Here is a 14441-nt window from a genome sequence, read left to right on the forward strand (position 1 = left end):
AAAAAGATGGACAGGACGTATCCCCTCAGGCCGGGAAGATGCGCGCGGCCTGCGCCTCGAGCGCGCAGGGCTCCCCGCGGCGGGGCAGGGGGGCGTCCGGCGCCGCCACCGCGTCGAAGGAGCCCCGGGGGCCCGTGACCACCAGCCGCGTGCCGGGCCCGGCCGGGCGGAGGGCGCGGAGGGTGAAGGGGCCGTCCGGCGCCGCGCGCGCCAGCAGCTCGTGCGGGCGGATGAAGGCGAGCGCCCGCCCCTCCGGCGCCTGGACGGGCAGGGGCGGCAGGGCATCGCCCTCGAAATGCGCGACGCCGGCCCGCACCGTGCAGAGGAGGCGGTTCGCCTCGCCGAGGAAGCCGGCCACGAAGGCGTCCGCCGGGTTCTCCAGCAGCGCGTCCGGCGTGCCGAACTGCGCGATCCGGCCCGCGCGCATCACCGCCACGCGGTCCGCCACCTCCATCGCCTCGTCCTGGTCGTGGGTGACGAGGATGGTGGTGATGCCCACCTCCTCCTGCAGGCCGCGCAGCCAGAGGCGCAGGTCCTTGCGCACCTGGGCATCGAGCGCGCCGAAAGGCTCGTCCAGCAGCAGCAGCGAGGGCTCGATGGCCAGGGCGCGCGCCAGCGCCACGCGCTGCCTCTGCCCGCCCGAGAGCTGGTCGGGGTAGCGCCGCTCCATCTCAGGAATCTGCACGAGGGAGAGCAGCCGCCGCACGCGCTCCGCGATCTCGGCCGCGGGCGGGCGGTTCCGCCGCCGCACGCGCAGCCCGAAGGCGACGTTTGAGAAGACGTCCATGTGGCGGAAGAGCGCGTAGCTCTGGAAGACGAAGCCGATGCCGCGCTCGCGCGCCGGCACCCCCGCCATGTCCCGCCCGCCGATCGCGACGCTGCCCGCATCCGCGTGGTCCAGCCCGCCGAGGATGCGCAGCAAGGTCGTCTTGCCGCTGCCCGAGGGGCCGAGGAGCGCCACGAACTCCCCCGGCCGCACGGAGAGGCTGACGCCGTCCAGCGCCGCGGCGCCCGGGCCGAAGCGCCGCGCGACATCCCTGATCTCGACGCCCGTACCGCTCATGCCCGCATCATCGCCCGGTGCCGCGCGGGGTCAATGCACCATCTCCCGCCGCCCGGAGAGGCGCTCCAGCACCGTCTTCGCGACGAGCGTGACGAGGGCCAGCAGCGCGAGCAGCGCGGCGACGGCGAAGGCCGCCGCGAACTGGTACTCGTTGTAGAGGATCTCGATGTGCAGCGGCATCGTGTTCGTCTCCCCCCTGATATGGCCGGAGACGACGGAGACGGCGCCGAACTCCCCCATCGCGCGCGCGTTGCAGAGGAGCACGCCCGAGAGCAGCGCCCATTTGATGTTGGGCAGCGTGACCAGCCGGAAGGTCTGCCAGCCGCCCGCGCCCAGAGTCGCCGCCGCCTCCTCCTCCGCGCGCCCCTGTTCCTGCATGAGCGGGATGAGCGTGCGCGCGACGAAGGGGAAGGTGACGAAGACGGTCGCCAGCACGAGGCCGGGAAGGGCGAAGACGATCTGGATGTCCCGCGATTGCAGCCACGGTCCGAACCAGCCCTGCGCCCCGAAGAGGAGCACGAAGACCATGCCGGAGATGACGGGGGAGACGGAGAAGGGCAGCTCGATCAGCGCGGTCAGCAGCCGCTTGCCCGGGAAGTCGTACTTCGCCACGCACCAGGCCGCGGCGATGCCGCCGATCGTGTTCACCGGCACGGAGATGGCCGCCACCAGCAGGGTGAGGCGGATCGCGGCCATCGCGTCGGGGTCGGCATAGGCGTCCAGCACCGTGCCCCAGCCGCGCCGCAGCGCCTCGGTGAAGACCGCGGCCAGCGGCAGGGCGAGGAAAACCGTGAGCAGCAGGAAGGCGAGGATCGCCACCCCCCATCGGAGCGGCGCCGGATCGCGCGCGGCGGGGCCAGGGGTCAAGCGGCCGGCCTCACCCGCGCCGCCCCGGCCGCAGCCATGCCTGGACGAGGCCGAGCAGCAGCAGCGCGAGGAAGGAGACCGCCAGCATCGCCAGCCCGATCGCCGCCGCGCCGGCATAGTCGAAGGCCTCCAGCCGCTGCACGATCAGCAGCGGCGCGATCTCGCTGACCATGGGGCGGTTGCCGGCGATGAAGATCACGCTGCCATACTCGCCCACGGCGCGGGCGAAGGCGAGGCCGAAGCCCGTCAGCAGCGCGGGCGCGAGGGCGGGCAGCACCACCCGCACGAGCGCCTGCGCGCGCCCGGCCCCCAGCGTCGCCGCCGCCTCCTCCGCCTCCGTGCCGAGGTCGCGCAGCACGGGCTCGACCGTCCGCACCGCGAAGGGAAGGCCGACGAACATCATCGCGACGAAGACGCCGAACGGGGTGTAGGCCACCGCCACGCCGATCTCCTTCAGCGGCGCGCCCAGCCAGCCGTTCGGCGCGAAGAGCGCGGTGAGCGCGAGCCCCGCGACGGCGGTGGGCAGGGCGAAGGGCAGGTCCACCATCGCGTCCAGCAACCGCCGCCCGGGAAAGCGCATCCGCACGAGCACCCAGGCCACGAGCAGCCCGAGCGGCAGGTTCGCGAGCGCCGAGAGCAGCGCCGAGCCGAAGGAGAGGCGCAGCGCCGCCAGCACCCGCGCGTCCGACAGCGCGCGGATCACGCCCGACACGCCCAGCTCCCAGGGCCGCAGCGCCAGCGCCGAGAGCGGCACGAGCACGATCAGCGACAGCCAGGCGAGCGTCACGCCGAGCGAGAGGCCGAAGCCCGGCAGCGGGTCGCGATGGGCGCGGGCCGTGGTCAACGCGCGGGCCGGTAGGCGCGGTCGAAGCTGCCGCCATCGGCGAAATGCGCGCGATGCGCTGCCGCCCAGCCGCCGAACTCCCCGTCCACCGTGACGAGGTTCATCTCGGGGAAGCGGATCGTGGCGGCGGAGAGCGCCGCCGGGTCGCGCGGGCGGTAGAAGTTGCGCGCCGCGATCTCCTGCCCCTCGCGCGTGTAGAGATGGCGCAGATAGGCCTCGGCCAGCGCGCGCGTGCCGCGGCGCTCCACGTTGCGGTCCACCACCGCCACCGAGGGCTCCGCCAGGATGGAGACGGAGGGGGCGACGATGTCGAACCCGCCCTCGCCGAACTCCTTCATGGCGAGATAGGCCTCGTTCTCCCAGGCGAGCAGCACGTCGCCCTGGCCGCGCTGGACGAAGCTGGTGGTCGATCCGCGCGCGCCCGTGTCCAGCACGGCCACCCCGCGCATGAGCCTGCCCAGGAACTCCTCTGCCGTGGCATCGGACCCGCCGGGCTGGCGCCGTGCCCAGGCCCAGGCGGCGAGGTAGTTCCAACGCGCCCCGCCCGAGGTCTTCGGATTGGGCGTGACGATGCTCACCCCGTCCTTCACCAGGTCCCCCCAGTCCCGCAGCCCCTTCGGGTTCCCCTTGCGCACGAGGAAGACGATGGTGCTGGTGTAGGGCGCGCTGTTGTTGGGCAGGCGCGTGATCCAGTCGCGCTCGATCAGCCCGCGCTCGGCGATGGCGTCGATGTCGTAGGCGAGGGCGAGGGTGACGACATCCGCCTGCTGCCCGTCGATCACCGTGCGCGCCTGCGCGCCCGACCCGCCATGGGAGGTGTTCACCCGCACGCGCTGCCCGCCGTTCTCGCTCGCCCAGCGCGCGGCGAAGGCGGCGTTGAAGGCGCGGTACAGCTCCCGCGTCGGGTCGTAGCTCACATTGAGCAGCGTCGGCGTGGACTGCGCCCGGGCGCCGCCCGCCGCGAGGGCTGCGGCGCCGAGCAGGGTGCCGGCCAGGCTGCGGCGCGATTGGATGATGTTCATCGCGTCTCCTCTGCCGCCGGGCTGGTGCGGCTCGCCCTCGTGGCGGGAGGGGGAGCTTGGAGTGCCGGGAGAGGCGGCGGAATTCACCATTCCGTCAGCGCGCCGCTCAGCACTGCACAGGAATAGGTTGTGGAATTGCGGTGACGGGCCGGGAGGTTCCCCTGCCCGCCAGTTTGCCCGACCATTCCCGCAATGCAGAGCGCCGATGCCACGGTCCGGCTGGACCACCTCTCCGCCACCGCCGCCCGCGCGGAAACCCCGGCCGGGGCGGGGCGGATTGTCTGGCACGAATGGGGCGAGGGACCGCCCGTCGTGCTGCTCCATGGCGGGGCCGGGTCCTGGCGCCACTGGGCGCGCAACATCGGGCCGCTGGCGAGGCGCCGCCGCGTGCTGGCGCCCGATCTCCCGGGCCTCGGCGAATCGGACCTCCCGCCGGCCGGCACGGAGCTGCCGGGATACGCCGCCCTCGTCGCGGAGGGGATCGCCGCGCGGCTGGGCGGGGGCGCCGCCTACGACCTCGTCGGCTTCTCCTTCGGCGCGACCATCGCCGGCCTCGTCGCGGCGCGGGGCGGCGGGGCGGCCTCCCTGACCCTGCTCGGCGCCGGCTCGCTCGGCCTGCCGCGGCAGCCCGTGCCGCTCGTTCCCGTGCGTGACCGGGTGGGGGAGGACAGGGCCGCCGCGCACCGGGAGAACCTCGCCCGGCTGATGATCCACGACCCCGCCCGTATCGACGCCGAGGCCCTCGCCATCCAGGCCTGGAACAGCGACCACGCCCGCTTCCGCAGCCGGAGCGTGACGGGCCCCGCCTCCCTGCGCGACGCGCTGGAGGGGAGCCGGCTGCCGCTCCGCGTGATCTACGGGGAGCATGACGCGATCGTGGTGCCCCATCTGGCGGATCGGATCAGCTTCTTCCGCGCGCGCGGCGCGGAGCCGCTGGTGGTGCCCGGCGCCGGGCACTGGGTCGCCTTCGAGGCGGCCGGGGCGGTGAACGCCGCCCTGGCCCCCGGGACTTAAGAGCAGGGCTACTCCGCCCGCCCCCGCGGCGCGCCCTCCGCCGGCTGCTCCGGCGCCCCGGCGTCGCGCGGCGACGCGGCATCGCGTGGCGACGCGGCATCACGCGGTGATGCGGATTCGCGGGGCGGCGGGGCGGGGGGCTCCGGGGCGGGGCGGGTGGTCTCCCGCGCCGGGGCCTCGGCCGGGGGAGGGGCGGGCGGCGGCGTCACCTCGCGCGGCGGCGGCTCCGCGGGCGGCTCGGCCGGCGGGCGCACCGTCTCGCGCGCCGGGGCGGATGGCGGGGGCGCCGGGGGCGGCGGCACCTCGCGCGCGGGCGGGCGGGGCGCCTCCTCTGAGCGCGGCTCGGCCGGGGCGCGTTCCGGCACCGGCGCGGTGACGGGCATCACCACCACGGAGACGCTGCGGGCCACGGTGTTGCCGGTGGTGCGGCTGAAGCCGGCGACCCGCGCCTCGGAGCGCAGCCGGGACTCGGGCAGCCCCGCCGCGCGCAGGGCCTCGCGCACCGCGCGGGCGCGGCGGGCGGCGAGTTGCACGCTCGTCTGCTGCCCGCCCTCGCGCCGGGCATGGCCGAGGATGCAGGCGTTGCGGTCCGGCTCGCGCTTCAGCAGCGCGACGGCGGCCCCGAGATTGGCGCGGGCGGCCTCGGTGACCGTGTCCCGCCCGGCGGCGAAGGGGATCTCGAAGACGTCGTCCTCCAGCTCCTCCGCCCCGGCGCAGCTGAAGGGCGGCGGCGGCCGGCCGGGCGCCTGGGCGAGGGCGGGGCCGGCGGCAAGGGCGAGGAGAAGGGCGGCGGCCCCCAGGGGTAGGAGCGGGGGCAGGCGCGGGGGCAAGGGCATCAGAGGGCGGCTCCGGTGGCGGCGAGGGCGCCGGCGTCGCTCAGCCGGTGCAGCAGGGCGGGGGCGTCCACCGCGGGATGGGCGGCCCGGAGCGCGTCCTCGTCCACCTCGCGCCGGGCGAGGATCCAGTTCGCGGCCTCCGCCTCGGGCGGGGTAAGGGGAAGGGTGGCGGAGGGGGTCTTGAGCACCCAGTCCGCGCCTCGGCGCACGGGCTTCGCCCCGGTCGGGAGGACGCGGAAGCCCGCCCCGCCCCCCTCCGGCGCCGCCCCCGCCGCGCCTTCCGGCTCCAGCCCGCGGGCGGCGAGGAGGTTCACCCCGCCGCGGGGATAGCGCGCCTCCGCCACGTGGCGGGCGAGGACCTGGAGGACCTGCGGGTCCCGCGCCAGCTCGGCGAGCCGCTGGCCCAGCTGGGCGGCGCGGCTGGTGAGGGCGAACTGGGCGGCGGGCGTGCCGTCCTGCCGCGGCAGGGGCTGGCGGAACAGGGGCTCCTGCAGCGCCCGCTCGGCCAGCATGTTGGCGAGGTCGAGCCCGATCGGCGCGTGGACGCCATAGGCGACATGGACCGAGGCCGGGCCCTCGGCCAGGGCGTCGTGGTACCAGCCGCGGGGGAGGTAGAGCAGGTCTCCCGCCTTCAGCAGCACCTTCTCCCGCAGGGTGCCCCGGGCGCGCTCGTGATGCGCCTGGCCGAGGCTGCGGAAGGCCGGGTGGGGGATGGGGTAGTCGGCGCGGCCGGACCAGATGTTCCAGGTCTTCTCGCCCTCCACCTGCACCGCCCAGACGTCGTGGGTGTCGAAATGGGTGGGGAAGGCCTTATGGGCCTGGAAGGAGATGTAGACATTCGCCTGGGCGCGGCCGAACCCCGCTCCCTCCAGCGCCTCCGACACGCTCGCCAGCCCGGGGGTGAGGCTGTCCACGTCGTTCAGCACGACGGAGGCGCCCTTGGCCACCCATTCGCGCAGGCGCCCGGCGTCGGGCTGCATCACCGGCGTGTTGTCGCGGCCCGTGGCGCGGATGCAGTAGGCCTCGGGCGGGACGGGCTGGATGTCCATCTGCAGCTTGAGGGACTGGCTCGACCAGATATGGGTCTGGTTCAGCAGCCGGTCGATCACGGACCAGGAGAGGACCCCGGCGAACTTTCCCGCCCCGCCCTTGATGTGCACGGGTTGCCTGTCGTGGAACTCCGCCAGGAACCGCGCGGGGTCCATCGGGGCGAGGAGGTCGGCGAGGGTGAGCTGCATGGCCCCGCCAAGTTAGAGGCGATCGGGGCGGGGCGGCCAGGGGAGGCGGCTGCGAAAAGATTTCCGCCGGGCGAAGGGAAGGGCCCGCCCGCGCTTGCGCGCCGCGCCCGCCTTCCCGATCCTCCCCCGCGCGGAGGAGAGACGCGATGCCCGACGACCTGAAGCCGCCCCCGGCGCCCCCCTCGGGGCCCGGAGCCATGGACGGCATGCGGGAGGTGCTGCTGGCCGAGGCGGAGGCGGCGCTTGCCCGCCTCGCGCCCGGCCTGCCGTCCACGGGCCGCGCCCTGCTGCGCGCCCTGGCCGGTGCGATCCCCCTGGCCGAGCTGGCCGGCATGGCGCCCGAGGCGCTGGCGGCCGATGCCGCCTCCCTGCACGCCCTGGCCGGCACGCGGCGGAAGGGGGAGGCGAAGCTGCGGCTCAGCCCTCCCGCCGCCGACGGGCGCGGCGCCAGGGCGGTGGCCGAGATCGTCACCGACGACATGCCCTTCCTGGTGGAGAGCGCGCTGGCGGCGCTCACCCTCTCCGGCCGGGCGGTGCGGCGCCTGCTGCACCCCATCCTCGGCGTCTCGCGCGATGCGTCGGGGGTGCTCACCGCCATCGGCCCCGCGGCGCCGGGCGGGACGAACGAGAGCATGATGCGGATCGAGATCGCCCCCGGCGCCGCCCGGCGCCTGGGCGCGGGGGCGCCGCCCGTCGCGGACTGGCCGGGGGTGGAGGCGGCGCTCGCCCGCGCCCTGGCCGAGGTGCGGATGTCCGTGACGGACTTCCCCGCCATGCTCGCCCGGCTGAAGGAGGCCGAGCTGGAGCTGGCCGGGGCGGCGGAGGGGGAGGAGGCGATCGCCTTCCTCCGCTGGCTGACCGAGGACAATTTCGTCCTGCTCGGCCACCGCCTGCTGCGGGTGCCGGCCGAGGGCCCCATGGTGGCCGAGGACGGGCTGGGCCTGCTGCGCGACCCCGGGGTGGTGGTGTTCGACGCGCTGCGCGACCTCTCGGCCGTGCCCGGCCCCGTGCGCGCCTCCCTCGCCCAGCCCGTGGCGCTGACGGTGGCCAAGGGGAACCTCCGCGTCCGCGTCCACCGCCCCAGCCATGCGGACGTGATCGCCACCCGCATCCTCGCCCCCGATGGGCGGGTGACGGGCGTGCGGCTCTTCATGGGGCTGTTCGCGGCCACCGCCTATAACCGCAGCCCGCGCTCCATTCCTTGGCTGGCGCCGAAGGTGCGGCGGGTGCTCGCGGCCTCCGGCGCCGCGCCGGACAGCCACGATTCCCGCGCCTTCCAGTCCGTGCTGGACACCTGGCCGCGCGACGAACTGTTCCAGGCGGAAGAGGCGGAGATCCTGGCCGGCGCCCGCGTGGCGGTGGACCTGACCATCCGCCCGCGCCCGGCCCTCACCCTGCGGCGCGATCCCTTCGGGCGATTCGTCTCCGCCATCGCCTGGCTCCCGCGGGAGAGCTTCGACACGCGGCTGCGCGAGCGGGTGGGGCGCATCCTCGCCGCCGCCTTCAACGGGCGGCTCTCGGCCTTCTACATCGCCCTCGGCGACACGCCGCTGGCGCGCATCCACTACGTCATCGGCACCCGGCCGGAGACGCCCTTCGAGGTGGACCTCCCCGCGCTGGAGGCCGCCATCGCCCGCGCCGCGCGCGGCTTCCCCGAGGCGCTGGCCGAGGCGCTGGCCGAGGAGGCCGGGGAGGCCGAGGGCGCGCGCCTCGCCGCCCGCTGGTCCGGCGCCTTCCCCGCCGCCTATCCGGAGGTCTCCACCCCCTCCCAGGGCGTGGCCGACCTGCGGCTGGCCGAGGCGGCGCTGGGGGCGGGCGGGCCCGTGGCTGCCATCGCCCGCGCGCCGGGCGAGGGGCCGCGGCGGCTGGTGCTGCGCCTCGCCAGCCCCGGCGCGAAGCTGGCGCTCGCCGACATGCTGCCGCTCTTCGAGAGCCTCGACCTCCGCGCCATCGAGGAGCAGCCCTGGCGCCTCTGCCCTTCCGGCGTCGATCCCGTCGCGCTGCATGTCTACGGTGTGGAAGCCGGCGCCGAGATGCCGGAGAGCCGCTTCGACGAATTGCTGGACGCCCTCTCCGCCCTGCTCGCGGGGCGGGCGGAGGCGGACGGCTTCAACCGGCTGGTGCTGCGCGCCGGCATCACCTGGCGCGAGGCCTGGCTGCTGCGCGCGCTCTTCCGCTGGTGCAAGCAGGTGGGCTTTGCCTTCCCCCAGCCCGCGGTTGAGGCGGCGCTGGCCGCGAACCCGGAGGCCGCGCGCGTTCTCGTCGCGCTCTTCAACGCGCGCTTCGATCCCGATGCGGCGGATCGCGAGGGAGCGGAGACGCGGGCCGCCGCCGAATGGTCGGCGCTGATCGAGGGCGTCACGGACCCCGATGCGGACCGCATCCTCTCGCGGCTCCGCACCGCGCTCGATGCCGTGCTGCGCACGAACTACTTCCAGGGGCGCGACTACCTCTCCCTCAAGATCGAGAGCGCACGGGCTGGCGAGATGCCCGATCCGCGCCCCTGGCGGGAGATCTTCGTCTCCGCCATGCACATGGAGGGCTGCCACCTCCGCGCCGGGCCCGTCGCGCGCGGCGGCATCCGCTGGTCCGACCGGCGGGAGGATTTCCGCACGGAGATCCTCGGGCTGATGAAGGCGCAGCGGCTGAAGAACGTCATCATCGTGCCGACGGGCGCGAAGGGCGGCTTTATCCTGAAGGGCAATGTCCCGCCCATGGGCGAGCGCGAGGCCTTCATGGCCGCGGGTGTCGCCGCCTACCGCACGCTGATCCGCGCGATGCTGGACGTGACCGACAATCTCGGCGCGGACGGCGCTGTGGTGCCGCCCGCGCGCGTGGTGCGGCGGGACGGGGACGACCCCTACATCGTCGCCGCCGCCGACAAGGGCACGGCCACCTTCTCCGACATCGCGAACGGGCTCTCGGGCGAGTATGGCTTCTGGCTGGGCGACGCCTTCGCCTCCGGCGGCTCGGCGGGATACGACCACAAGGAGATGGGCATCACCGCGCGCGGTGCCTGGGTGATGATCGCGCGCCACTTCGCCGAGCGCGGCATGGACATCCAGCGCGATCCCTTCACCTGCGCGGGGGTGGGCGACATGTCGGGCGACGTGTTCGGCAACGGGCTGCTGATCTCCCGGCGGACGCGGCTCGTCGCGGCCTTCGACCACCGCCACATCTTCATCGATCCCGACCCCGATCCCGAGACCTCCTTCGCGGAGCGCGAGCGGCTCTTCCGCCTGCCCCGCTCCTCCTGGGCGGATTACGACGTGCGCCTGGTGAGCGAGGGCGGCGGCGTCTTCCCGCGCAATGCGAGGTTCATCCCGCTCTCGCCCCAGGCGCGGGCGCTGCTCGGCATCGAGGAGGAGCGCGCGGAGCCCGCGGCGGTGATGCGCGCCATCCTGCGCGCCGATGTGGACCTGCTCTATTTCGGCGGCATCGGCACCTATGTGAAGGCGAGCACGGAATCCCAGGCCGAGGCCGGGGACCGCGCGAACGACCCGCTGCGCGTGGACGGGCGGGAGATCCGCGCGCGCGTGCTGGGGGAGGGCGCCAACCTCGCCATCACCCAGGCCGGGCGCATCGAGGCCGCGCGCCTTGGAAACAACGGTGCGGGCGTCGCGCTCGACACCGACGCGCTGGACAACTCCGCGGGGGTCAGCACCTCCGACCACGAGGTGAACATCAAGATCCTGCTCGCCGAGGCCGAGCGGGGCGGGAAGCTGACGCGGCGCCAGCGCGACGACCTGCTGGAATCCATGACCGACGAGGTCGCCTCCCTCGTGCTGGCGGACAATGCCGCGCAGTTCGGCGCCCTCTCCCTCGAGCAGGCGGCGGGCGCCGAGGCGCTGCCCGCCCAGGCCGCGCTGATGAGCCGGCTGGAAGCGGCGGGGCTGCTGGACCGCGCCGTGCTCGGCCTGCCCTCGGCGGCGCGGATGGCCGAGCGGATCGGCACGGGCGACGCGCTGACCCGCCCCGAGATCGCGGCGCTGCTGCCCGTGGCCAAGCTCTGGCTGGTGGAGGCGGTGGAGGACGGCGCGCTGCCGGACGACCCCGCGCTCATCCCCCTGCTCAGGGGCTATTTCCCGCACCCCCTGCAGGAGCGCTTCCCCGAGCTGATCGAGACGCACCGGCTGCGCCGCAACCTCATCGCGACGATGCTGGCCAATGCCGCGGCCAACCGCCTCGGCCCGGCCGGCCTCTCGCGGCTGGCGGGGGAGGGCGACCCGGCCGCCGTCGCCCGCGCGGCCTGGCTGGCCGACCGGCTCTTCGGCATCGGCGCGGCGGCGGATTCGCTCGATGCCGCCGCCATCCCGCCCGAGGCGCGGCGCTCCGCGCTGCTGGCCATCCGGCGCCTGCACGAGGATGCCGCGCGGGCGCTGATGGACGACACCGCCGCCCCGCTGGGTGAGGCGGAGGCCCTGCTGCAACCGGGCGTCTCCGCCCTGATCGAGGCCGTGCCGGTGCCGGAAGGGGACCCGCTTCCCCCGGCGGCGGCGCGGCTGGTGGCGGGGGCCGGCCCGCTCTCCGCCGCCATCGGCATCGTGCGGCTGGCGGCCAGCGCGGGGGTGCCGCCCGCCGGGGCCGCCGCCGCCTGGGACGCCGCCGGGCGCGATTTCGGGCTGGAGGCGCTACGGGCCGCCGCCCGCGCCGCCCCCGCCCCCGGCGCCTTCGGCCCGCGCGCGCGGGGCGCGCTGCTGGAGGATCTCGGCGCGCTCCAGGCCCGGATCGCCCGCGCCGCCCTGGCCGGCGAGGCGCCGCGCCCGGCCGAGGCCGCGCTGCGCCTGGCGCGGGAAGCGGCGGGGCAGGGGGAGCTGGCGGCCGTCTCGGTGGCGCTGCGGGCGCTGGAGCGGGCCATGCCGCTTTGAACCGGCGCGAGCTGGCTTGGGCCTTCTACGACTGGGCCAACAGCGCCTTTCCCACCGTCGTCACCACCTTCGTCATCGCCACCTGGTTCGCCCAGGGGCTGGCGCCCGACCCGGCGACGGGGCAGGCGCAGTGGGGGTGGATGCAGACGGGGGCGGGGGTCGCCATCGCGATCCTCTCGCCCGTGCTCGGCGCGGTGGCGGATGCGGGCGGGCGGCGGCGCCTCATGCTCGCCCTCTGCACCCTCGCCACGGCCTGCCTCACCGCGGCGATCTGGTTCGCGCCCGGCTTCACCGACCCGGCGCTGCTCGTCCTCGCCCTCGTCGGGCTGGCGACGGTGGCCTTCGAGGTCGGGACCGTCTTTTACAATGCGATGCTGCCGGAGGTGGCGCGGCCCGGGCGGATGGGGCGCGTCTCCGGCCTCGCCTGGGGGCTGGGCTATGCGGGCGGGCTGGCCTGCCTCGTCCTCTGCCTCTTCGGCCTCGTCCGGCCCGATCCCTCGCCCCTCGGCCTGGACCGGGCGGCGGGGGAGCATATCCGCGCCGCGGCGCTGCTGGTCGGCGCCTGGATCCTCTTCTTCGGCTGGCCGGTGCTGCTCGCCTATCGCGACCCGCCCGGCGCGCGCCCCTCCTGGGGCCGGGCGGCGCGGGAGGGGTTGCGGGAGATCGGGGCGGTGCTGCGCGGCCTGCCCGCGCGCCCGGCGATGCTGCGCTTCCTCGTCGCGCGGCTCTTCTACACGGACGGGCTGAACACGCTCTTCGCCTTCGGCGCCATCTTCGCCGCGGGCGTCCACGGGATGCCGTTCGAGCGGGTACTGATCTTCGGCATCGCGATGAACGTCTCCGCCGGTCTCGGCGCCGCGCTGGGCGGGCTGGTGGAGGACCGGCTGGGATCGAGGCGCACCGTGCTCGCCTCCCTCCTCGCCCTCGTCGTCATCGGAACGGCGCTCGTGCTCGTGGAGAGCACCGCGCTCTTCTGGGCGCTGGCCCTCGTGCTCGGCCTCTTCTTCGGCCCGGCGCAGGCGGCCTCGCGCACGCTGATGGCGCGGCTGGCCCCGCCGGGGGAGGTGGCGGCGCATTTCGGCCTCTTCGCCCTTTCCGGCCGCATCACGGGCTTTCTCGGCCCTGCCGTGCTGGCGGCGGTGACGGAGGCGAGCGGCAGCCAGCGCGCGGGCATGGCGACGACCGCCGCCTTCATGGCGCTCGGCGCCGCGCTGCTGCTTGGGGTGCGGGAGCCCGCGCGTCAGTAGCGCCGCCGCCGCGCCGCGGCGACGAGCGGCACGGTGGCGAGGATGATCCCGGAGACGAGCGCCCCGATCGCGAGCAGCCCGCCCGTCGTCACCCGCGTCTCCGCCTTGATCGTGAGGTGGTTGCCCACGCGCAGGTCGAGGCTCGCGCTGTGCCCCGAGGGCTTCTCGTCGGCCATTCTGAATATCCCCCTCTCCGGTGGCGGTGCGTCAGCCATCCGTCTCGCGCCCCCAGGCGCGGAGATCGGCGACGAAGGATTCCGGCGCCTCCATCGCCGCGAAATGCCCCCCGCGCGGCTGCTCCGTCCAGCGGCTGACGGCATAGCCCCGCTCCACCCAGCCCCGTGGCGGGAAGGGGCTGCGCGGGTCGGGATAGGCGGCGAGGGCGGTGGGCACTTCCACGCGGCGCCCGGGCGGCATCCTGCGGATGCCCTCCGCCGCGGCGCCCGCGTAGAACCAGGCCGCGGTGGTGAAGGCGTCGTTCATCACATAGGTCATGATGTTCGTGAGCAGCCGGTCGGTGCCGAAGACGGCCTCGAAAGGCCGCTCGCGCAGGTCGGCCCAGTCGTGGAAGCGCTCGGCGATCCAGGCGGCCTGGGCTAGCGGATTGTCCTGCATCGCATAGGCGAGCGACTGCGGCTTCGTCCCCTGCAGCTGCGCATAGGCGCCGAGCCTTTGCTGGCTCGCATCGAAGGCGGCTTTCCAGGCGGTCTCCTCCGCCATCTCGGGTGAGGCATCGGGCTGGACGAGCACGTAGTTCAGATGGATCGCCCTGACCGAGGCGGTGTGCTCGAGGGCGAGCCAGGCCGAAACCGCCGCGCCCCAGTCCCCGCCCTGGGCGCGGTAGCGGGGGTAGCCGAGCCCGCGCATCAGCGCATCGAACATCCGGGCCGCCGTGCGGGCGCCGACCGGCGCGCGCGGCTTGCCCGAGAATCCGAAGCCGGGCAGCGAGGGGATGACGAGGTCGAAGGCGTCCCGCGCCTCGCCGCCATGGCGGGAGGGGAAGGCGAGCGGGCCGATCACGTCCAGGAACTCCACCACCGATCCCGGCCATCCGTGGGTGAGGAGAAGCGGCCGCCGCCCCTCCGCCTCGCCGACGACATGGATGGCGTGGATGTCCAAGCCTTCGATCCGGGCGAGGATCTGCGGGTGGCGGTTCAGCCCGGCGGCCGCGGCCTCCGCGTCATAGCCCTCGATCCAGTGGTCGCGCAGGGCGGCGAGGAAGGTGGGGTCGCAGCCGTATTCCCACCCTGCCATCTCTGGGACGCGGGGAAAGGGCGTGGCGCGCAGCCGCTCGCGCAGCCGGGCAAGCTCCGCCGGGGGCCATACGACCTGGAACGGGCGTGATTCCATCCGGCTTCTCCCTCTGCCGTCCCCTGCAACGCCGCAGGCGGCGCGGGGATTTCGGGGCGGGGTTCGGCCCTTCCGCCGCCGCGAGAGGGCGG

11 protein-coding genes are annotated in these 14441 nt (G+C 75.1%); 3 read left to right on the forward strand and 8 right to left on the reverse strand.

The window, feature by feature from the left end; translation table 11 throughout:
• Window positions 1-25: 25 nt before the first annotated feature.
• The 4 genes from FHS87_RS18420 to FHS87_RS18435 are packed head-to-tail and all read right to left on the reverse strand — an operon-like array spanning window position 26 to window position 3796.
• Window positions 26-1063, reverse strand: a complete 1038-nt coding sequence (locus FHS87_RS18420) for a sulfate/molybdate ABC transporter ATP-binding protein (RefSeq protein ID WP_184520860.1) — start codon at window positions 1061-1063, stop codon at window positions 26-28.
• Between the two features lie 30 nt (window positions 1064-1093).
• Window positions 1094-1930, reverse strand: a complete 837-nt coding sequence (cysW, locus tag FHS87_RS18425) for a sulfate ABC transporter permease subunit CysW (protein ID WP_184520861.1) — start codon at window positions 1928-1930, stop codon at window positions 1094-1096.
• A 10-nt stretch (window positions 1931-1940) separates the two neighbouring features.
• A complete protein-coding gene (gene cysT / locus FHS87_RS18430) occupies window positions 1941-2774 on the reverse strand; it encodes a sulfate ABC transporter permease subunit CysT (RefSeq protein WP_221300107.1) in 834 nt (277 codons plus the stop codon).
• Window positions 2771-3796, reverse strand: a complete 1026-nt coding sequence (locus FHS87_RS18435; protein WP_184520862.1) for a sulfate ABC transporter substrate-binding protein — start codon at window positions 3794-3796, stop codon at window positions 2771-2773. Before FHS87_RS18435 ends, cysT begins: the two co-directional genes overlap by 4 nt.
• Window positions 3797-3988: 192 nt before the next feature.
• On the opposite strand from FHS87_RS18435, the gene FHS87_RS18440 reads away from it, so the two are divergent.
• Window positions 3989-4810 (forward strand): alpha/beta fold hydrolase, encoded by an 822-nt coding sequence (locus tag FHS87_RS18440; RefSeq protein ID WP_184520863.1) that lies wholly within the window; start codon window positions 3989-3991, stop codon window positions 4808-4810.
• A gap of 8 nt (window positions 4811-4818) precedes the next feature.
• On the opposite strand, the gene FHS87_RS24320 is transcribed toward FHS87_RS18440, so the two are convergent.
• Both FHS87_RS24320 and FHS87_RS18450 read right to left on the reverse strand, forming a co-directional pair.
• Window positions 4819-5646, reverse strand: a complete 828-nt coding sequence (locus FHS87_RS24320) for an OmpA family protein (RefSeq protein ID WP_184520864.1) — start codon at window positions 5644-5646, stop codon at window positions 4819-4821.
• Window positions 5646-6884, reverse strand: a complete 1239-nt coding sequence (locus FHS87_RS18450; protein WP_184520865.1) for a cupin domain-containing protein — start codon at window positions 6882-6884, stop codon at window positions 5646-5648. The genes FHS87_RS24320 and FHS87_RS18450 overlap by 1 nt, the downstream gene beginning before the upstream one ends.
• A gap of 146 nt (window positions 6885-7030) precedes the next feature.
• Here FHS87_RS18450 and FHS87_RS18455 point away from each other — a divergent pair, with 146 nt between their 5' ends.
• Window positions 7031-11752, forward strand: coding sequence for an NAD-glutamate dehydrogenase domain-containing protein (locus FHS87_RS18455; RefSeq protein WP_184520866.1), 4722 nt, complete (start codon window positions 7031-7033; stop codon window positions 11750-11752).
• Complete coding sequence (locus tag FHS87_RS18460) at window positions 11749-12999, forward strand: MFS transporter (protein WP_184520867.1); 1251 nt, start codon at window positions 11749-11751, stop codon at window positions 12997-12999. The genes FHS87_RS18455 and FHS87_RS18460 overlap by 4 nt, the downstream gene beginning before the upstream one ends.
• On the opposite strand, the gene FHS87_RS18465 is transcribed toward FHS87_RS18460, so the two are convergent.
• Together FHS87_RS18465 and FHS87_RS18470 are read right to left on the reverse strand one after the other, a co-directional pair.
• Window positions 12993-13175, reverse strand: a complete 183-nt coding sequence (locus FHS87_RS18465) for a hypothetical protein (RefSeq protein WP_184520868.1) — start codon at window positions 13173-13175, stop codon at window positions 12993-12995. The genes FHS87_RS18460 and FHS87_RS18465 overlap by 7 nt on opposite strands.
• Before the next feature lie 31 nt (window positions 13176-13206).
• The gene (locus FHS87_RS18470; RefSeq protein ID WP_184520869.1) at window positions 13207-14349 is read right to left on the reverse strand and encodes an epoxide hydrolase family protein; all 1143 of its coding nucleotides are present in this window, start codon (window positions 14347-14349) and stop codon (window positions 13207-13209) included.
• Between the last annotated feature and the right edge of the window lie 92 nt (window positions 14350-14441).

This window comes from Muricoccus pecuniae, assembly GCF_014199205.1.
Classification (GTDB): domain Bacteria; phylum Pseudomonadota; class Alphaproteobacteria; order Acetobacterales; family Acetobacteraceae; genus Roseomonas; species Roseomonas pecuniae.